Source organism: Brevibacillus sp. AG162 (assembly GCF_006715575.1).
GTDB classification, from domain to species: Bacteria; Bacillota; Bacilli; order Brevibacillales; family Brevibacillaceae; genus Brevibacillus; species Brevibacillus brevis.
The window spans coordinates 1-19,845 of sequence record NZ_VFNO01000009.1; the positions used below are offsets into that span (position 1 = coordinate 1).

A 19,845-nucleotide genomic window follows, 5' to 3' on the forward strand; every position below is an offset into this window, starting at 1 on the left:
CTCCAATAAAGTTTGTTACTGGTTCAAAGCTGGCAAATCATTTAATGATAGACTCATTAACGCTTTCGCTGTTCAGTTTTCAAAGAGCATTTTTTTCTTCATCGCCCAGAGGCGACTTTTTTAATTTATCACATAACCACTTGTGAAATCAAGTGTTTTTTAAAACTTTTTTCTCGGCCGCTCTGCGTTAGCGCAGCAGCGACGTTTGTTAATATAGCATGGATCACAAACAGAAGTCAACACTAATTGAAAATTTTTTATCCCATTAAAATAAAACCTGTTTCTCTGTCGCCATTTTCCCCTTCTTTGCATACGATCTCTTGGATCATCAAGCGCTGAAGCATCTTATCTATCACAAGAGGAATCTCGATCTCTGCCTCTTGAATCATCGGATGATTCATCAACTCTTCCAAACGCCAAGGGCCTGATTTCGTCTCCATGAGCTCAACCAGGTATCGAACAGATTCCTTCGTTCTGGATGCGATCCAAAATTCAATTGCCAGCACCAGTAGTTCAATTCGCTTCTCCAATGCCTCTGCATTAAAAGAGAGCTCCTCATACAACTTATAAATAGAAGGATCTATCTGTTTGACCTGCGTCCATAAAGCTGGCTGAGGATGATCTCCCGCTTCATATACAATGAGACGAGCCAAATAGTGAATCGTTTGAATGGCAGAGTGATGGGCATCCAGCATCATACCTTGTTGCAAAAACTCTTTTGTCTCGTGAAAAAAACGAAGGATTTGGGAATACTCCTTACATATATGTTTTTTCTGGAGAGAAGATGACAAACTAGCCAGGCGCAGTTTCATTTGTTTCATATAATGTTCTCTGTCCCAAACGATTTCTGCCCTTCGAAGCATTTCGGCAAGTCGTTCATCCAAACCGCAGATGGCTCCCTTCTCCAGTTGCCACGTGCTGATTTGCTGCTCGATGATCACTTGTTCCTGAAATAGCATTCGACGGATTTTACCATCAGCTTGGGGCCCATTTACTACGACAAAATAAAAGATTCCCTCGCGAAAGGGGACTAGCATATCCGAATCATTCAAAACAAGCACCGCTTGCACATCCAAACGCTGCTGGAGATTTTTCAGATACGTTTGCCTTAAAGTCATGCCTTGTTCCTCCCTGCCCCCTGGGTTGAACTTATGGATTCTACAAGTCTTGTTCGTTTCCTGCTTGTCAACAGACAAATCCTTTGTATGCTATACTATAGGGTAGGAGGAATGATCATGAAAAATACAGAACGCCTGAGCAAGATCAAACGCATGCGCACATGGGGCAACTGGAGCATGGTAATCGGCATTTTGCTGATGTATACAGGGTACGCATTTTTTGCAGGTTATTTGGACTTTATTCCTTTACTTGGAAGCCTCTTAAAAGGCTCTTACATTTTTATGACGCTGCTTTTGATCATCGGGTTCATTCTGACAATGGGCAGTACAGTCTTGTTTATGATTTCCGGTATGGTCTCCACTTCAGCTCCACAGGTGCAATGCCCTTCATGCCAAAAAGTCACGAAGATGTTGGGAAAAGAAGACGCCTGTATGTTTTGTGGACAACCTTTACTCCTAGAAGACGGACATCCTCAGCAAAACCAGACATAACATGATTCCTTTTCATCTATACGTAAAAAGCCACCTGCTAATTCCCGAGCATTCGGGTGCAGGTGGCTTTCTTTTGTGAAAGCTGTCTGTCTATTATTTCAGAGTCTCGTCAATTGCTTGCCAGATCTCCGGCACCTCAAAGCCTCGGCGCCAAGAAGCTGCGCCCGCCAAGTCGTACTTATTGACGATCTCCATGCGCTTCTTCATAGAAGTTACATCTTCTATCCACATTTTATAGACGTTGCCATCTTTCGGGTCTTTGTACTCCACGTAATGTTGACCTGAAGCTTCATCCAGAACTGGCGTCAGCTTGCGTTCGTTGATCCATTCCTGCGCTTTCGTCATGGAATAAGCTTTGGAGCTCACCTTCACAGTGCCATCAGCCTGCTTGGCTTCTGTCCACAAGCGTGTGTAGAAAGGTACACCTAACAGCAGCTTTTCATTAGGGACATCTTCCAAAACTCCTTGCAAGCCTCGCTCCACCCACGGCAATGATGCGACAGAACCAGCTTTTGGACTCGCTGCCCAATGCTCATCATACGTCATCACCGCAACATAATCGACGACTTCGGCCAAAGCTTTCCGATCCAGGAACATGGACCATTGCTTAGCGTTTGACTTGATCGTCACATCGATGGAAACAGTTAGTCCTTGCTGATGGAGATACGGCGTCAGCTCCCGAACAAACTGTACGAGCTCCTCTTTTTCTTCTAAATATACGTTCTCAAAATCGATGTTGATGCCATCGAGATCATAAAGATGAGCGTAGTACAGGAGTTGGGCAATTAACTTATCTCGCTTGTCATAGCTACTGAGAACAGACTTGGTCCAATCTGGATTAAAGCCATTTGTAACTAGACCCCAAACCTTGTAGCCCCTCTTATGGGCCCATTTGACGTACGCAGGATCGGCTCTGTTCAACAGATTTCCTTCTGCATCCTTCATTTCAAACCAAGTAGGAGAAACTACATTTACCCCTGGTAATGCACCAATTTTTGAAACATCCGGATTTTTACTGACGACGTGCTCCCATACGAGGTTGATTTTTCCCTCAGGCTTCCAAGCAGCGTGTTGTTGTCCGGTAGCGGTCGTGTGCTCCAGCTGAACTTTGCGCACATCCGTCATTTCAATACTTTTCTCTGAAATAAATCCGCCTACTCCTGAGGCCGTCAAAACGCGATACCAGCTTTCCTTCTTGCCAAGAACGTCGACAACTTCACCCGCAGACAGCTCTGCCACGATCGGGGTTCGATGGGAAGCACCGGTACGGACTGCTTGTTTTTCCTCTGCAGCAATTACTTTCGCTTGCTGGATTTCGTAGCCCTCTTTTTCGACGACCAGGACACCCGTATCTGCTTTTCGCTCAAAAGAATAAGGATACAGCTTTTCCAAAGGATCCAACGGGACATAGCGTGTGCCGTCGACCTCTTTCACTGGAACGCGTAAATCCACAGGTTTTTTGTTTAGATAAGCGACAATTTCTCCACTCTCCATCCGAAGCACCTTATCCTTAGTCGTGACGATAACGGAACGTGTAGGCTCATCCCAAAAAATCGCAGGATCAATGTTTTCTTTAATGAAATCAAAGGGCAGCAATATTTGCTCTGATTCCAATAAATACGTGGACTCTTTCCGTGAGCCTTCGTATACAATCACATTTTTAACTCCATCATACGGCTGCACATGCTCAGTTGAAGCACGGAGCACAAAAAACCAGTAAATGCTGCCGAAGATAGCTAACAAGAGAAAGCTTAACAAAAACAGCCTGCGAAAAACCCGTCGTTTTCTTCGTCTTGGTCGCAGAGCTCTCCCCGACTCCCTGCTCATAATCTCCACCTGCTTCCCGGTACATAAGCCTGTCTTCTGACTTGGGCTGTATGATTTGACTCATTATTTCGATCATAGCGTTCGTTCAATCCATTCACAACCTTTTGTATTCTGGTAATTCACGGTCAAACTTCCTACCAAGAAGAAGACGTACGAGAAGCCAAAAGGTTACAGATATCGACAGAAAGGGTTATGTCCTCCAAAAACAAACACCCCCTGCATCACCGGGATTATCCGATTTAAGCAGGAGGTGCTCATCCATCAAATACATTCTTAGTGGGGATTCTTTTGACAGGAATCACAAACGCCATAAACTTCCATACGATGTCCGGTTACTTTGAAGCCGATGTCTTTGGAAGCAGCTACTTCTGCATCCCGCAAATACGGAAAGTGGAAGTCCCTGATTGCACCACAGGAGGAACAGATCGCGTGATAATGATCTTCTTCCACATTGGCATCGAATCGGCTGGACGCATCCCCGTAAGTGAGCTCTGTAACCAATCCAGCATCTTTAAAGACTCGTAGATTGTTGTAAATCGTTGCAACGCTCATATTCGGGAATTTGCCTTCAAGGGCTTTATATATTTCGTCAGCCGTCGGGTGGGTCATCGTTTCCAGCAAATAGGTCAAAATTGCATGGCGCTGAGGTGTCATGCGAACCCCGGTATTCTTCAGGATTTCAACAGCTTTCTCCACACGTTGTACCATCTTGTTACACCCCACAGTCTTTCGCAAGACAAAAGAACAAGCTTCTCTAATGTCATTGATTAGAATTACTATAAATAAGTGTACGTCTAGTCGGCGAAAACTGTCAATATCCATTCAACGGATTTGGACAGAAAGAAGTGGAAAATCAAGTTTTTTACTGAGCTTTTGCTGGCTTTTTGGTTGCAGGCTTTTTGGTTGCAGGCTTTTTGGCTTTTTTGGCCTCCGCCTGTGCAAACTTACACATGGATTGAAGTGTACAGCTGCCGCACTGTGGATTGCGCGACGAGCATACACGTCTGCCGTGCCAGATTAACCAATGATGCGCATCCGTCCACTTCTCTTTCGGAATGCGCTTCATGAGCTGACGTTCCACTTCGTCCACATTGTCGCTATTCGCAAGGCCTAACCGGTTTCCTACGCGGAATACATGCGTATCCACCGCGATCGCAGGAATCCCGAATGCATTGGACAAAACGACATTTGCAGTCTTTCTCCCTACACCCGGCAATGCTTCGAGCTCGGCATGCGTTTGCGGAACTTCGCTATTGTATTTTTCGTACAAGATTCTACAGGTCTCTAAAATGTTTTTACTCTTATTCTTATACAACCCGAGCCCTTTTATATGCTCTTCCATTTCTTCCTGTGTCAAATGAAGGTAATGCTCCGGCTGGTTTAGCTGCTGGAACATGGGTGCCGTAATCTCATTTACCCGTTTATCTGTACATTGGGCAGAAAGAATGGTCGCAATGAGAAGTTCAAACGGGGTTGTATAATTCAATTCACAGTGCGCATCTGGATAAAGTTGCTGCAAATTATCCAAAATGTCGGCCACAGGTACTTTGCGTTGTGCCATAAATATATCCCCCTTTTCCCTACATTATACCGCCTTGGTCAACACAGCGATCGATAGCACCACAGACTGCAACTGTTGTACAATGAGTCTGGAAGTATTTAACGGGAGGAGGTTTTCCATGAAAGTATTCCTGACTGGTGCCACAGGTTTTGTTGGACGGGGTATACTCGAGCGCTTGCAGGCAGAAGGATATAAGACGGTTTGCCTCACCAGAGCTGGTTCAACAGGTAAGCTTCCCTACAACGAAACCGCCCATGCGCTTATAACGGAAGCGACTGGCGATCTATTTGATAAAGAATCATTGATGAGGGCGATGCAAGGCTGCGATGCTGTCATCCACCTCGTCGGAATTATTCGCGAACAACCGGGGAAAGGCATTAGCTTTTCTCGCATCCATGTCGAAGGTACAAAAAATGTACTGGAGGCTGCCAAGCAAGCTGGAATCAAGCGCTTTGTCCATATGAGTGCTCTTGGTGCACGCGAAAACGCCACGAGCGCCTATCACCGAACCAAATACGAAGCGGAGCAGCTTGTGCAAGCAAGTGGTATACCCTACGTCATTTTCCGTCCATCTGTCATTTTTGGTCCTGGGGATGAATTCGTGAACATGCTCGCTGATCTGGTTCGTTTACCTGTCACACCGGTCATTGGCGATGGCTCCTACCCTTTGCAGCCAGTCGCTCGCAAGACGGTGGCCGATGTATTCGTCCAAGCCTTGAGCAGACCCGAATCGACCAATCAAACTTACGAAACAGGCGGACCAGAACCACTCTCCTACGGACAAATCCTAGATACGATTGGTGAGGCCATCGGAAAGCGGAAGGTCAATAAAATTCACATTCCCCTTGCTTTCATGAAGCCTGTGGTCAATATGATGGAGAGATTCCCATTCTTCCCGATTACCAATACGCAGCTCACCATGCTGCTGGAAGGAAACGCATGTAAGGACGGAAAGCTTCTCTACGATACTTTTCACACTGAGAAAATCGATTTTCTCCCGGGAATCACCACTTACCTGCGTACCAAATAAAATAGGGAAGCCCCCTGCTTGATGTCAGGGGGCTTTTGCCTATTCGTGTAGCGTTTTCTCAACTGCACCTGTTTCTTTATTAATATGACGAGCCACAACGAACAGATAATCGGACAATCGGTTGAGGTATTTGACCACGGACGGGTTTACCTGCTCCTGCTGTGCCACATGAACTGCTTTGCGCTCTGCACGTCTGACGACCGTACGCGAAACATGGAAGGCAGCCGCTGCCGGATGTCCGCCAGGCAAAATAAAATTGGTGAGCGGCGGCAACTTCGCATCTAGCATGTCAATTTGCTCTTCCAGAAAAGTAACATCCTCTTCTGCAATTGGCCAACCTACCTTCTTGCCTTCTGGCGTCGCCAGCTCAGCTCCTACATGGAACAGCTTTGTCTGAATGACATGGAAGACATCCTGCAATTCCTTCCACTCTTCTGTTGCAGGCAACAGGGACAGGGCCAATCCAATCTGCGAGTTGGCTTCATCGCACGTACCGTATGCCTCTACACGGTCCGCAAACTTAGGCACGCGGACACCTGCAACCAGTGACGTCTCACCTTTATCCCCCGACTTTGTATAAATCTTCATTCCGTATCCCCTCCACAGGTTCCGTTCACAAAGCTTCGGTGACCAGAATCAATTCTGAGCTATTTGCATCAAATGGTGTCTTTGCAAAAGAACCGTATCGTTGTGTGACCTTCAAGCCGTTTAGGCGAAGCAGATGATGGAGCTCCGCGGGGAAAATGTAGCGGAGAGTAAATCGGCCTTTCACCCGTTCCGTCACAACTCCCTGTGCATCCGTACGCTCGTATATGCGTGTCACTTCGGACAGTTGCTGAAAATGGTCATAACGGGTGTAATCCCACATCGCAACCTCTTCCCCCGACGGGAGTGGATAGGTGCCACGCAAGGACATTTTTTCATTTTCCTCGTAAAAATGATGAATCTTGGGCACAAACACGTTCATGATGAATTTCCCGCCTGGAGCCAGATGCTTGCGAATGCACGTCAATGCCTTCATTTGCTCTTGGACATGCAACAGGTGCAAAAACGACCGAAAAGGAATCATAATCAGGGAAAATGACTCCTGCAGATCAAAGGCGCGCATATCCCCCTGCAATAGCTTCAAGCCGGATGTTACACCTTGTTCCTCTGCTTTTACCTGAGCCCTTGCCAGCATATCCTGGGATAGGTCAATTCCGGTAACGTCGATGCCAGCCTGCGCCATTGGAATGCTGATTCTTCCGGTGCCGCAAGCAAGATCCAGCACTTTTCCCCCTGCCAGCTTGGCTTGTTCCAGATAGAACTCAACATCACCCGCAACACCGCGCTGAGTGAGATCATAGTAGTCAGCCCATTGATACATATTGCTCATCTGGTCCTCCTATGCTTGCATTTCTTCTGATTGAAGGTAGGCCATAACAAGCTTTGCCGTGTTGTCGAGCGCTTCTTTATGTGTACGTTCATGGGAGTGCGAAGCATCTACGCCCGGTCCGATCAAGCCATGGACAACGTCATATCCGGCTCTCAGCGCAGCACTTGCGTCAGAACCATAGTAGGGATAAATGTCCACTTGGTAGTTCAGACCGTTCGCTTGTGCGAGCTTGGTCAGATGACTGCGCAATCCGTAATGGTAAGGTCCTGTGGAATCCTTCGCACATATGGACACACAATACTCATCTGTCGTCTGTCCGTCCCCAATCGCTCCCATGTCGACAGCCAGGTACTCCACCACGTTGTCAGGGATGCTGGAGTTGCCGCCGTAGCCGATCTCTTCATTATTGCTGATAAAAAAGTGTGTGGTGTAAGGCAGCTTCAAGCCGGATTCACTCAGTTCCTTCAGAACCCCCAGCAGCACAGCTACGCTTGCTTTGTCGTCGATATGACGGGACTTGATAAAGCCGCTATCCGTTACAGTCACCCGTGGATCAAAAGAGACAAAATCTCCGACGGAAATCCCCAGTTCCAGTACTTGCTCTTTGGTTGTGACCTTTTCATCTAATCGGACTTCCATGTTCGCATCATTGCGCTCAGCTTTTCCCGCTTCTGAGCTGTATACATGCACGGAAGCTTTAGTGGACAAAATGGTACCGGTTACAAGACGACCGCTGCCAGTCTCTACAACGCAGTGCTCCCCTTCAATCGCATTGAATGCAAAGCCGCCGATCAAGGTCAGCTTTAAGCGCCCGTTGCTCTTAATCTCTTTTACCATCGCGCCCAGCGTATCGACGTGAGCTGTCAAGAGTCTTGCCTTTTCGTTATTAGCCCCCGCTACTGTTGCAACGATTGCCCCTTTGTTTGTTCGTTTAAAGGAAACGCCAAGCTTTTCTAATTCTTGTGCAACCCAGGCCATTACTTTTTCCGTATTGCCAGATGGACTTGGGATGTTCGCCAATTGGCAAAAGCTTTGCACGACATATTCCGTAGATACACTCATTTGTATGTTCCTCCATTCGCCCATTGCGAAATAAACGTTAGGATTGAAGCTCTTCCTTAATAAATTGAAGCACTTCCTGCACATGCCCTTTGACCTTTACTTTTGGCCATATTTTTGCGATGTTACCCTCTTTGTCGATGACGAACGTCGTGCGTTCAATGCCCATGTACTCTCGTCCGTACATTTTTTTCAACACCCACACACCATAAGCCTCTGCCACTTGGTGATCCGGATCTGCCAGAAGTGGAAAAGGCAATTCATGCTTCGCGATAAATTTGTCATGCGATTTCACAGAATCCGGACTGATTCCAAGAACGACTGTATTCGATTCAGCAAAGCCTGAATGGAAGTCACGAAAGTCGCATGCTTCTGTGGTGCATGTCGGCGTTTGGTCCTTCGGATAAAAATAAAGCACGACATTTTGTCCATGAAATTGGGAAAGTGAGATGGTCTGATTGTCGCTCGCCTGCAACGTAAATGCAGGTGCAGCTTGTCCTACTGCCGTCAAACTTTTCCCTCCTCTCGATAATATCCTGTTTTCGCTGGTCCCATTTTACCACAATCTAGTAGTCACTTCATCCGCATACAAGTTGCGCTTTGATGCAGAAAAGGATAGAATTAAAAAAAATAAAATTTGGCCTAGTCAGTTGGATGGTGAATTAACATGAAAGAGTTTTTTGAAGTAACAGATCCAGAAGCGTTGAAATCGCTTGCTATAGCGGAACGTGTTAAGATTTTGGAACTCTTTGAAGATTTGGAGCCCAGAACGGCCAAACAAATCGCTACAGAACTAGGCGAAAATGCAGCACGGCTACATTACCATGTGAAGGAGCTCGTGCGTGTTGGGCTGCTCGAGCAAGTGGATACCCGGGTAAAAGGCTCCATTGTGGAGAAATATTATGAGCCTGTTGCCAAGGTCATTCAGGTCAAGCTTCAATTGATGATTGAAGAAAACGCTCAACAATTAAGTGATGTCATGTTTACTCCGTTTCGTACAACGGAAAAGGACCTCATGCGGACTCTCAATCGCTTCGTCGCAAGCGACCAAGATGTTCGGAAAGAATACAAAAATACGTTCGCTTATAATTTGACTGAATTTTATTTGAGTCAAGATGAACGCAATCAATTTGTGGAAGACATCTCTGAGCTGTTGCAAAAGTACAAAGGGTTCAAAAAGGAATCTGGCCGTCGAAAATTCAAGTTTTTCGACATCCTGTTCCCATTGACTCCAGCTGACCCAACAGATGATGCTGATGATCCTTTTGATGATTCGGATGAGTAAGTCACCAAGAAAACCATCAGATGCGATGGTTTTCTTTCATTTTCTAATCAAAGGAGGACTCCAATGCGGACGATCTTGTTTGATTTCGACGGCACAGTTGCCGATACCCTCCCCTTGATCTTCACTGCTTTTCGCTCTACCTTTCAGCAGTTTTTACAAGAGCATTATACCGACGAGCAGATTGTAGCTCTCTTTGGCCCCACAGAGACAGGCATTTTGCAAAACAAGCTTCCCTCACATGCGCATGACAACGCCCTCGCTCATTTTTATCGTGTATACACAGATGAACACTCCCGCGTACAAAACCCTGAAAATATCCGAAGCATGCTCGATGAACTTCACGCAGCAGGTATCCAAATGGGAATCGTAACAGGAAAAGGACGAAAAAGCGCTGACATCTCCCTTCGAGAATGGGGATTGGATTCGTATTTTTCCGTCGTGATCACAGGGGATGAGGTCACACATCCAAAGCCTCATCCAGAAGGTATTTTTACCGCTATGAACCAGCTAGGCGCAACGCCTGCGGAAACCATTTTCGTAGGCGATAGTGATGCTGACGTATTGGCTGGTCGAGCCGCTGGTTTGCGAACCGTCGGTGTGGATTGGCTTTTGGTTACACAAAAGTCTGGAAAATTCGATCCCGAGCCTGACTACCACTTTACGGATGTGCGAGCTTTTACCGATTGGATACTCGGACGATAGTTGAAAAAAGGGTGTGTCCTGCCGCCGAAGCGTGGACACACCCTTTGTTTGATTAATACGCCCTTCCGAACCAGACACTATGCTGTGACTCTTTGCCGCAGCAAATGCAGGCTTTCTTTTGTATAGGAGGCTCAAACGGGATGTTGCGAGAGGTGAACTTTGTTTCCTCTTTGATCTTCGATTCACAAGCATCATCCCCACACCAGCCAGCTAACACCCATCCGCTCGTCTTGTTTTCGCTCTCGTTTTTTGCAATATGAGCGGATAGCTGCTCCAGTGTATCGATCCCCAAATGTGAGTTCTCATCACGGAAGGCGAGTGCTTTTTGGAACATATTTTGCTGAATCTCTTCCAACAGTTGAACAACTGTCTGCGCGATACCTTCAAGTGAAACCGTCACCTTCTCCCCCGTATCACGACGAGCCAGAATTACTTGACCATTTTCCACGTCACGCGGGCCGAGCTCCAAACGCAGAGGAACTCCGCGCATTTCCCACTCATTGAACTTCCAGCCTGGTGTTTCTTCGCGAAGATCGGCACGGACACGCACGCCTGCAGTCTTGATCTCCTCAAAGAGTGGATCAAACGCCTCCATCACCTTCTCGCGCAGCTTCATCGGACCGACTGGGATCATAATAACCTGTGTCGGAGCCATGCGAGGCGGCAACACGAGACCGCGGTCATCGCCATGCACCATGATCATCGAACCAATCAGCCGCGTAGAGGTTCCCCATGATGTGGTGTGAACGTACTTGAACTGATTGTCACGATCCAAAAACTTGATTTCAAAGCCGCGCGCGAATTTATCGCCCAAATAGTGCGAGGTGCCCGCTTGCACTGCTTTGCCATCCTTCATCATCGCTTCAATGGAATACGTGTCGACAGCACCAGCAAAGCGTTCACTCGGTGTTTTTTGTCCCTTCCAAACCGGAATCGCCAGCTCCTGCTCGACGACCTCTCGGTAAATCTCCAGCATTTGCATCGTTTCCTGACGAGCTTCCTCCTCTGTCGCATGTGCCGTGTGGCCTTCCTGCCAGAGAAACTCCGATGTCCGCAAGAATGGTATTGTCCGCTTTTCCCAACGAAAAACGTTTGCCCATTGGTTGATTAATACAGGCAGGTCGCGGTAGCTCTGAATCCACTGGCTGTACATATGACCGATGATCGTCTCAGAGGTTGGACGTAGCGCCAGCTTTTCCTCTAGCGGCTCGCCCCCAGCCTCTGTTACCCAAGGCAGCTCTGGATTGAAGCCCTCGATATGCTCTTTTTCTTTTTGAAAGAAGGACTCGGGGATCAGCATCGGGAAATAGGCATTGCGATGCCCTGTCTCCTTGAAGCGCTTATTCATCGCCTCTTGAATTCGCTCCCATAGCTCGAAGCCATCCGGCTTGAACACGATGCAGCCGCGTACCGGTGTGTAGTCCATCAAATCCGCCTTTTTAATGGCATCGATGTACCAACGCGAAAAATCCTCCGATTGCGGTGTAATTTCTTTTACAAACGCTTTGTCCTCTTTCATCCGTCTACGCTCCTTTTTATTCTTACGTAAAATGCAAAAAATCCCCCATCCCTAAAAGGGACGGAGGATCAACTTCCGCGGTACCACCCTGATTGACTACAGCATACGCCATAGTCCTCTCGATAACCCGATAACGGTGGGCATCCGGCTCAGCTCTTCACCAGCGGCTTCAGGATGGGGGGCAGTTATCCTTTGCGTATCAGCCTTCCAGACTAGGGCCGACTCTCTGTTACGAGGGAATAGCTGCGGGTCCTTTCATAGCCTTTTGTGACTATCTATTAACTAAACATATTAGCGAGTCACATCGTGGTTGTCAATTGTTGATACGGGCAGCGATTCTGGAGCCGAGCTTCACGTAGATCGGATACGCAACCACTGAAATCATAACACCTTTGAAGAGATTGAATGGTACGATTCCGTACAGAACCAATGACCAGATACTTGTCGCATTGAACATGGTCAAAAGCTGTTCAATCGGCATTTGATAAAGCACAGCGTACGCAGGCAACAGCACATACGCATTTGCCACAGCCATGACAATCGTCATCAACAACGTTCCCAGAGCAAGACCCGTCAGGAAGCCTTTTTTGCCTTGGCCGAGACGCTGCATGTAGACAGCCGCAAAAATAAAGCTTGATCCTGCTACAACGTTTGCGAGCTCACCGATCAACAGACCGTCTGTATTTTTGAAGAGCATGTGCAGTGTATTTTTAAGTACCTCGATAATGACGCCGGCTACAGGTCCGTATATGAGTCCCCCGATCAATGCCGGGAGTGTACTGAAGTCGAGCTTCAAAAAGCTTGGCATCAGCGGAACAGGAACCTCGAGATACTGCAGAATAAATGCAACGGCCGCCAGCATGGGGATCGTCACCAGCTTTTGGGTTGCACGTGTGCGCGAAGAATGCAGCGCTGTTTCTTTCATGTTTACCATCTCCTCATTTTTCTACTCCTTCTTGAGGAATGGCAACAGTCGTTGTAAGCTCACACGTCTTGTTACACAAACAGAATAAACCCTGTGGCTATAGGTTCCACAGGGCATTTGCAAGCGTATGACAAAACCATGCGCAAATAAAAGGTACAAGAAACAAGAGGGCTGGCCTCTACGTTCTCATCCCGTTTGCACAGGCAAACAAGCACGTGTGATAAACGTACTGTCGTCATCCTTCTCCCATCCAGACTGTACTGTCGGCTCTGGAATCACACCAGATCCTGCACTCCGTCGCTACTTGCAGCTCGGGAGGCTCGCGGGCTTAACATGCACAAAGCATGATCACCGCCGGTCGGGAATTTCACCCTGCCCCGAAGGAATGTGTAGTTGTATACAGCATATTATACTGCTGTTTTTTGATTTGACAATAGAGGAAACTGCCAAAGCGACACTTTTTGTTTATTTTTCCGATTTGTTTAGTTGGTATAACAATAATCGGCTTGGTAGTTACCTTGACCAAAAAGAAATAGACCGCCCTTGAGTTGACACCTCAGCGGTCTATTTCACACCCAGATCTGAGCCGCACCCCTTTGCGGGAAGCGCCTATTGTACCGACCGTTCCGGTTGCCGCCGGGACGGTTTTTTTTACATTATGCTTTTAATATTACCACAACGACTTCAGATTATAAATCATCAAGAACCCGCTCCTCGATACTTCGTGACACCCCAGTTCCAAACGAGAAGCCCGATACCGAAGAAAATGACAGCCACTACCGGTGTCATTGCCGCATATGTGTACCAGACTTCCTTGCGCAAAAAGTATGCCGCCGGATAAACACCCACGAAGGCAAACGGCAGCACGTAGGTGAGCACAAAGCGAATAGCCTTGTTGTAAACGTCTACCGGATAGCGCCCATATTGCTGGATGTTGTAAATCATCGGGGCAATCCCTGTACGTGAGTCGGAAAAGAAGCTAACCGCAGCAATCGCGGTATACACGCCACCGTAAATCAATGCCCCGCTGATCGAGAGCCCGATAAAGATGAACACGTCGTACCAGTAAAACGACAAATCGAGTTGAATGGCAGCATACCCCATGATGATAATCCCGGTTATGACTCCAAAAATACGGTCTGGCGCAATCGACTCGAGGCACACCTGCGCCAGATTGTGAATCGGTCTCGTCAGGATGCGATCCATCTCGCCCCGGATGATATACCGTTCGTTGAAGTCCCAAAACCCGAAGAACATCGAGAACAACGCGTATGGAACCAAGAAGAAACCATAGATAAAGATAATCTCATCACGCGTCCAATCCCCCATAAGCGGAACATGCGTGAACACGACAATAATAAAGATGAGATTGATCAACTCAGAAACCAGATTGGACACAAAATCCCCGATAAAATCTGTGCGATAGGCCAGTCTCGTCTTGAAGTACTGGCTCAGGTAGTCGGCAAAAATACTGAAAATATGTCTCATGTTTTGCATGCTCTACCCTCCTTGCACAACCAGCTTGTTGCGGGCAAGACGCCACATCACCAAGATGGGAACCAGTATGACAAACATCCAGATGACCTGAAAACCGATCAATTCCCAGGAACGTTCCGTTGTAATCGCACCTGTGAAGATCAGGCTCGGATAGTAGTTGACCGCCTGAAATGGAAGGTAACCCATTACCGTTTGCGCCCAGCCCGGGAAAAAGCTGATCGGCAGCACGAGACCAGACAACAGATCCACCACGACCCGCTTGGCTCGCATCATGCCATCGTTTCGGAACAGGAAGAAAGTGAGCAAGCCTGTCACCAGATTGATTTGTGTATTGATCAAAAACGCACACATTAAGCTGATCAAATACAGCCCCCATCCAGTCGCTGTCGCCGGAAAGCTGAACGGAATGATCAGGCTGATAAGGAAGATCCCTGGACCCGCGAAAAAGAGAAAGCGAAAGATCCCTTCCCCAAACGCCTGCGCCGTTTTCACGGACAAGTAATTATAAGGGCGTATCATTTCGATCGCGACCTTGCCTTCTCGGACGTCCTGGGCTATTTCTGTATCGATGTTGTTAAAATAAAACGCCCGCGACATCCATGCAATCGCAACGTAGGAAGTCATCTGTTCCACCGTAAGCCCGCCCAGCTGCTGCTGCCCTCCGTAGATCGCTCCCCACAAAAAGTAGTACGCACCGATATTGATCGCGTAGATAATGATTCCGCTGTAATAGTTCACACGATAGGCAAGCATCGTCAAAAACCTCATGCGGATGAGTTCCATATAAAGCTTACGCATGGCTTCTTACCTCTTGGTCTGAGGAATAAATGTTGCGAACGATATCCTCTGTGCTCGTCTCCTCGATTTTCACGTCACTGACTTCAAAGGAGGACATGACCGTCGACAACACAAAGGGCAGCATTTCCTGACTCCGCGCTACTTTTACACTGAGGGTAAAATCATTGATTTGCTCGATCTCACAAGGCATCTCTCCCAATGCCTGACGGAGTGCGGCTGCTGAAGTGCGCTTTTTCATTTGGAAGGACACCTCTGTGCCATTGCCCCATTTTTCCTTGAGGTCATTCAGCAAGCCATCGAAGATCAGCTTCCCTTTGTCCATGACAAGCACGCGTTTACAGAGTGCTTCGATGTCTGACACATCGTGAGTCGTCAACAAGATCGTCATATTTTCCGTCTCGTTCAGATTGCGGAGAAACTCACGGATTTTTTGCTTAACAAGTACATCGAGTCCAACTGTCGGTTCATCCAGAAACAGCAGGCGTGGCTTATGAATCAACGAAGCAGCCACTTCACAGCGCATCCGCTGACCGAGACTCAGCTTGCGCACTGGCTGACTGACGAACGAAGAAATCTCCAGCTCATCAATCAAACGCTCCAGCCACTTTTCTCCTTCTGCCTCATCCACCTTATAAACACTCTTCAACAGACGGAAGGACTCTATCGGAGATAGGTCCCACCAAAGCTGAGAGCGCTGCCCGAAAACAACTCCGATGGATCGAACGTACTCTTCCCGCTGCTTGAAAGGCACGTAGCCGTTAATGACGATTTCGCCGTCGCTCGGGGTCAAGATACCTGTCAGCATCTTGATCGTGGTCGATTTTCCTGCACCATTTTCCCCAATCAGCGCGAACATTTCCCCTTCCTCTACTGTAAAAGAAAGGTCATCCACCGCATTTACCGTCTTATACTCCCGACTAAACAAATCACGAAAAGCACCACCAAGGCCCGGTCTGGACTGATGGATGCGGAAATCCTTTTGCAAATGATTTACTTGAATCATGGAAAACCGTCCTTTTTTCTTCGCTTAAATACCATTTGTAGTGTATATGAGCCAATCGAATTGTGCAAAAGGCAAACTGCACCAAACTGTTAATAAAGATAAAGGATCATTCCCGTTTTGTCGTCTGACTTTTTAAAGCGGATATAGCGGGTGCATTCAGGATCGTTGTTTTCCAGAGTGATAAGCTCGTCTGTATAACGTTGCAGCCCTTTATGTACGATCGGCAGCACCGTCTCTTCCCACTTCGGCTGTGCTCCACCTAAAGCTCTCGGCATAAAAAGACCATCCGTTGCCAGCACCAATGCCTTCACGCCAACTCGATTCATGCGTCCATACTCGATAAAATCCCGACAGGCAACATCGCCATTCAACACGCCGTAGCCTCCTGGTCCATTCGCCTGATAGCGGTTATGGATCAGGATGTCCATACATCGTTCAGACAGCTCTGTTCGGGTACACAATCCTTCGTTGATTCCGTCTTCCCACTTCGTCAAGGCGGCCTGTTCCAAATGGCTGACTTGCGTATGCGTCAGGGGTCGTACAATGTCATCCTCATACACGGCAAATATCATGCAATCTCCCAACTGCGCGTACTCGATATGGGCATCTCCTACACGGACGACTGCACAGGCCGCACCCCACAACGCTTCCTTTTTCTCAAGATCGATGCCGCTTTGCCGCATCTGCTCCTGAAGGGCTTCGTTAATCGTCTCCAAATAATCATGCAAAGCTGCATCCTCTGGCATTGCTTCCAGCTGCTTTTTAACGAGCTCAGCCGCGATAGCTCCGCCTGTCTGTCCGGCTGCGTTCTCATACGGAATCAGGGACGTAATGCCGTCGATAACCGCATACACATGCTTGACCTGCTGAATCACATAGGCGTCCTCATTGCTTTTGCCGCTTCCTTTCATGGAGATGCACTCAAGTTTCATGATGACCCCGCCTTTATCCATGGAGTGATTTGCTTGAAAATTGTATCATTTTTCCTTTCCTTCATCTATAGCTCTCCGTTCATATCCAGTTGTTGAACAGCTGTGGTAAGATAATGAAGGACTTTTTCCAAAAGAAAAGAGGGAATATGCATGAAACGTGAACGATCCGCGCAACTGCACGAGCAAGCACTCGACGTCATTCTAGGCGGGGTGAACAGCCCTTCCCGCTCTTTCAAGGCTGTAGGCGGGGGAGCACCCGTAACGATGGAACGTGCCCAGGGCGCGTATTTCTGGGACGTGGACGGCAATCGATATATTGACTATTTAGCAGCATATGGCCCCATCATTACTGGCCATGCGCATCCACATGTGACCAAAGCGATTTGCGAAGCAGCTGCCAACGGCACCCTGTACGGTACTCCTACTCCATGGGAAATTACCTTCGCAAGCATGATCCGCAAAGCAATCCCTTCGATGGAGCGCATTCGATTCAACAACTCTGGTACGGAAGCAGTCATGACCTGCATTCGTGTAGCACGCGCCTATACTGGTCGTGTCAAAATCATCAAATTCGCAGGCTGCTACCACGGCCACTCTGATTTGGTGCTCGTTGCTGCCGGCTCCGGGCCATCTACCCTGGGAATTCCGGACAGTGCAGGTATTCCACAAAGCATTGCCAGCGAAGTCATTACGGTACCTTTTAATAATATCGAAGCCTTCGCAGATGCTATGAGCAAATGGGGTAACGAAACAGCTTGCGTACTCGTTGAGCCGATTGTCGGCAACTTCGGTATCGTGGCACCTGAGCCTGGCTTCTTGGAAGAGGTTAACCGCATCACGCACGAAGCAGGCGCACTTGTCGTCTACGATGAAGTGATTACGGCCTTCCGCTTCTGCTATGGCGGAGCACAAAACCTACTCGGAGTCGAGCCTGATCTGACTGCATTGGGCAAAATTATCGGTGGCGGCCTGCCGATCGGTGCTTATGGCGGTCGTCGGGAAATCATGGAGCAAGTCGCCCCACTCGGACCTGCTTATCAAGCAGGAACAATGGCTGGTAATCCTGCTTCCATCCGTGCGGGAATTGCCTGCCTGGAAGTATTGAAGCAACCGGGCGTGTACGATGAATTCGAACGTCTGGGCGCTATGCTTGCGAACGGAATCATCGAGGCCGCAAACAAACACGGCGTAACCATCCAGCTCAATCGTGTAAAAGGGGCATTGGCAGTTTACTTCACGGACGAGCCTGTTCATGATTACGATGCAGCTCAAAAAGCGAATGGAGAAATTTTTGCCCGCTTCTTCCAGCTGATGCTGAATGAAGGGGTATGCCTAGCACCATCCAAATATGAAGCTTGGTTCGTGACGACAGCTCATACAGAAGAGGACATTCAATACACCATTGCGGCTGTAAACCGCGCCTTTTCTCAGCTGTAAACCATTCCCACGTCCTTTCGCATCCGTCCGAGGAAATAATAAGCCTGTTCGCGATAATGTTTTCGAGGAGGATATCCCGGTGTCCAAAGGTGAACAATCATATCCGCAGGCTCCTGAAAAGACGTTGGATTCAAAAATGAGCAGTAAAATGCTCGAAGTGAAGGGCTTTCAAAACCCGCGAAAAACCGAGCATCACAAAACCCAAAATCACGACAGGTAAAAAAACCTTTATCGAGGATTGTTCAAGGAGGAGCGACCGCGTTTTAGCGGAAAGTTTTTATGCGCTCCAGAAAGTTTAAGCACTGTTGCTCAACGCGGTGATGCACGTAAACTTTCTTACACGTAAAGCATCAAAACAGACACATTCCCACTCATGATGACGAGGAATGTGTCTGTTTTTTTGGTATGCAGCAACATTGTCAATAATGGTCAGAGATTGTACAATAAAATAGTGAAACTGTCATAGGACTTATTCGTATACATGAATATGGGACAGAATGAAGTAGTAAGGTTACATGTATGGCTTAGCAACATTTCGTTTTCATAGATTACAACGAGGAGTGAGTGTGGAATGTTTTTCCATCCTATGGATTTCCTGATTCTGATTGCATTCGGACTGTCGCTCTGGGCTCAGTTCCGTGTGAAAGGAACTTTTAACAAATTCGCCGAAGTTCCTACCTCCTCCGGTCTTACCGGTGCAGAGGCCGCCCGCCGCATGCTCGATGCCAACGGCTTGACGAACGTTCCTGTTCAACATATCCCAGGTACATTGACTGACCACTACGACCCGACTGACCGTGTCGTACGCCTGTCTGATCCTGTATACTTCGGCAACTCGATTGCCTCTCTGTCCGTTGCTTGTCACGAGGTCGGCCATGCGATTCAGCACAAGGTATCGTACCCGATGCTGGTAGCGCGCCATCGCATTTTCCCGGTAGTCAACCTAGTGTCCGGTGTGGCGCCGTTGCTGCTGTTGGCTGGTTTCTTCTTTAAAATGGCTGGACTCTTGCTCATCGGGATTATCTTCTTCTCCGGAGCAGTTGCCTTCCAGCTCGTCACACTGCCTGTCGAGTTTAACGCAAGTAGCCGTGCGAAAGAACTGATGCTCAAAATGGGCTTCATCCGCAATGAAGAGGAACGTGGAGCAAGCAAAGTACTGGGCGCAGCCGCTCTGACGTACGTAGCTGCCGCTCTGATCTCTGTACTGGAGTTGGCGAAATACATCATGATTTTCCGAAGCTCTGACGACTAATCCGTTAAACGAAACTGCAAAGGTACAGCTCTC

The 19,845-nt window shown here is 47.9% G+C and carries 21 protein-coding genes and 1 riboswitch; of the genes, 7 read left to right on the forward strand and 14 right to left on the reverse strand.

What is annotated here, in order from left to right; genetic code table 11:
• Window positions 1–257 precede the first annotated feature (257 nt).
• Window positions 258–1,118, reverse strand: a complete 861-nt coding sequence (locus tag FB479_RS22810; RefSeq protein WP_106657721.1) for a hypothetical protein — start codon at window positions 1,116–1,118, stop codon at window positions 258–260.
• Between the two features lie 117 nt (window positions 1,119–1,235).
• Here FB479_RS22810 and FB479_RS22815 point away from each other — a divergent pair, with 117 nt between their 5' ends.
• Window positions 1,236–1,610: a YgzB family protein gene (locus tag FB479_RS22815; protein ID WP_106657722.1), complete on the forward strand. Its 375-nt coding sequence runs from the start codon at window positions 1,236–1,238 to the stop codon at window positions 1,608–1,610.
• A gap of 93 nt (window positions 1,611–1,703) precedes the next feature.
• Here FB479_RS22815 and FB479_RS22820 read toward each other — a convergent pair whose 3' ends face one another.
• The 3 genes from FB479_RS22820 to nth form a co-directional block, all read right to left on the reverse strand.
• A complete protein-coding gene (locus tag FB479_RS22820) occupies window positions 1,704–3,437 on the reverse strand; it encodes a glycosyl hydrolase family 18 protein (RefSeq protein ID WP_142066818.1) in 1,734 nt (577 codons plus the stop codon).
• Between the two features lie 273 nt (window positions 3,438–3,710).
• Complete coding sequence (gene perR, locus FB479_RS22825; RefSeq protein WP_047073745.1) at window positions 3,711–4,145, reverse strand: peroxide-responsive transcriptional repressor PerR; 435 nt, start codon at window positions 4,143–4,145, stop codon at window positions 3,711–3,713.
• Window positions 4,146–4,299: 154 nt separating this feature from the next.
• Window positions 4,300–4,998, reverse strand: coding sequence for an endonuclease III (nth, locus tag FB479_RS22830; protein ID WP_142066819.1), 699 nt, complete (start codon window positions 4,996–4,998; stop codon window positions 4,300–4,302).
• Between the two features lie 118 nt (window positions 4,999–5,116).
• On the opposite strand from nth, the gene FB479_RS22835 reads away from it, so the two are divergent.
• A complete protein-coding gene (locus FB479_RS22835; protein ID WP_142066820.1) occupies window positions 5,117–6,028 on the forward strand; it encodes a complex I NDUFA9 subunit family protein in 912 nt (303 codons plus the stop codon).
• 39 nt (window positions 6,029–6,067) lie between these two features.
• Here the strand turns inward: FB479_RS22835 and FB479_RS22840 are convergent, their stop codons facing one another.
• The 4 genes from FB479_RS22840 to bcp are packed head-to-tail and all read right to left on the reverse strand — an operon-like array spanning window position 6,068 to window position 8,973.
• Window positions 6,068–6,616 carry a cob(I)yrinic acid a,c-diamide adenosyltransferase gene (locus FB479_RS22840; protein WP_106657726.1) on the reverse strand — a complete coding sequence of 183 codons (549 nt, stop codon included), beginning with the start codon at window positions 6,614–6,616 and terminating at the stop codon, window positions 6,068–6,070.
• Between the two features lie 25 nt (window positions 6,617–6,641).
• Window positions 6,642–7,403, reverse strand: coding sequence for a class I SAM-dependent methyltransferase (locus FB479_RS22845; protein WP_142066821.1), 762 nt, complete (start codon window positions 7,401–7,403; stop codon window positions 6,642–6,644).
• 9 nt (window positions 7,404–7,412) lie between these two features.
• The gene (locus FB479_RS22850) at window positions 7,413–8,465 is read right to left on the reverse strand and encodes a M42 family metallopeptidase (protein WP_106657728.1); all 1,053 of its coding nucleotides are present in this window, start codon (window positions 8,463–8,465) and stop codon (window positions 7,413–7,415) included.
• Window positions 8,466–8,502: 37 nt separating this feature from the next.
• Window positions 8,503–8,973 carry a thioredoxin-dependent thiol peroxidase gene (bcp, locus tag FB479_RS22855; protein ID WP_106657729.1) on the reverse strand — a complete coding sequence of 157 codons (471 nt, stop codon included), beginning with the start codon at window positions 8,971–8,973 and terminating at the stop codon, window positions 8,503–8,505.
• A gap of 156 nt (window positions 8,974–9,129) precedes the next feature.
• Here bcp and FB479_RS22860 point away from each other — a divergent pair, with 156 nt between their 5' ends.
• Together FB479_RS22860 and FB479_RS22865 are read left to right on the forward strand one after the other, a co-directional pair.
• On the forward strand, window positions 9,130–9,747 hold the full coding sequence (locus FB479_RS22860; protein WP_106657730.1) for a winged helix-turn-helix domain-containing protein: 618 nt from the start codon (window positions 9,130–9,132) through the stop codon (window positions 9,745–9,747).
• 63 nt (window positions 9,748–9,810) lie between these two features.
• Entirely contained in the window at window positions 9,811–10,449 is a 639-nt protein-coding gene (locus FB479_RS22865; protein ID WP_106657731.1) for an HAD family hydrolase, read from the forward strand.
• A gap of 52 nt (window positions 10,450–10,501) precedes the next feature.
• On the opposite strand, the gene proS is transcribed toward FB479_RS22865, so the two are convergent.
• From proS to FB479_RS22895, 6 genes are all read right to left on the reverse strand, one after another.
• Window positions 10,502–11,968, reverse strand: coding sequence for a proline--tRNA ligase (proS, locus tag FB479_RS22870; protein ID WP_142066822.1), 1,467 nt, complete (start codon window positions 11,966–11,968; stop codon window positions 10,502–10,504).
• Window positions 11,969–12,281: 313 nt separating this feature from the next.
• Window positions 12,282–12,893: an ECF transporter S component gene (locus FB479_RS22875; RefSeq protein ID WP_142066823.1), complete on the reverse strand. Its 612-nt coding sequence runs from the start codon at window positions 12,891–12,893 to the stop codon at window positions 12,282–12,284.
• 234 nt (window positions 12,894–13,127) lie between these two features.
• A riboswitch (FMN riboswitch) is annotated at window positions 13,128–13,282 on the reverse strand.
• Between the two features lie 310 nt (window positions 13,283–13,592).
• Window positions 13,593–14,390, reverse strand: a complete 798-nt coding sequence (locus FB479_RS22880; protein WP_106657734.1) for an ABC transporter permease — start codon at window positions 14,388–14,390, stop codon at window positions 13,593–13,595.
• Between the two features lie 3 nt (window positions 14,391–14,393).
• Entirely contained in the window at window positions 14,394–15,188 is a 795-nt protein-coding gene (locus FB479_RS22885; protein ID WP_007729824.1) for an ABC transporter permease, read from the reverse strand.
• A complete protein-coding gene (locus FB479_RS22890) occupies window positions 15,181–16,191 on the reverse strand; it encodes an ABC transporter ATP-binding protein (RefSeq protein WP_142066824.1) in 1,011 nt (336 codons plus the stop codon). The genes FB479_RS22885 and FB479_RS22890 overlap by 8 nt, the downstream gene beginning before the upstream one ends.
• A gap of 89 nt (window positions 16,192–16,280) precedes the next feature.
• A complete protein-coding gene (locus FB479_RS22895; protein ID WP_255438558.1) occupies window positions 16,281–17,123 on the reverse strand; it encodes a protein phosphatase 2C domain-containing protein in 843 nt (280 codons plus the stop codon).
• Window positions 17,124–17,273: 150 nt separating this feature from the next.
• Here FB479_RS22895 and FB479_RS22900 point away from each other — a divergent pair, with 150 nt between their 5' ends.
• The 3 genes from FB479_RS22900 (at window position 17,274) to FB479_RS22905 (ending at window position 19,812) form a co-directional block, all read left to right on the forward strand.
• Complete coding sequence (locus FB479_RS22900) at window positions 17,274–18,560, forward strand: glutamate-1-semialdehyde 2,1-aminomutase (protein ID WP_142066826.1); 1,287 nt, start codon at window positions 17,274–17,276, stop codon at window positions 18,558–18,560.
• Window positions 18,561–18,639: 79 nt separating this feature from the next.
• A complete protein-coding gene (locus FB479_RS30600; RefSeq protein WP_164724518.1) occupies window positions 18,640–18,780 on the forward strand; it encodes a hypothetical protein in 141 nt (46 codons plus the stop codon).
• Window positions 18,781–19,131: 351 nt separating this feature from the next.
• Complete coding sequence (locus FB479_RS22905; protein WP_048031441.1) at window positions 19,132–19,812, forward strand: zinc metallopeptidase; 681 nt, start codon at window positions 19,132–19,134, stop codon at window positions 19,810–19,812.
• Window positions 19,813–19,845: the final 33 nt, after the last annotated feature.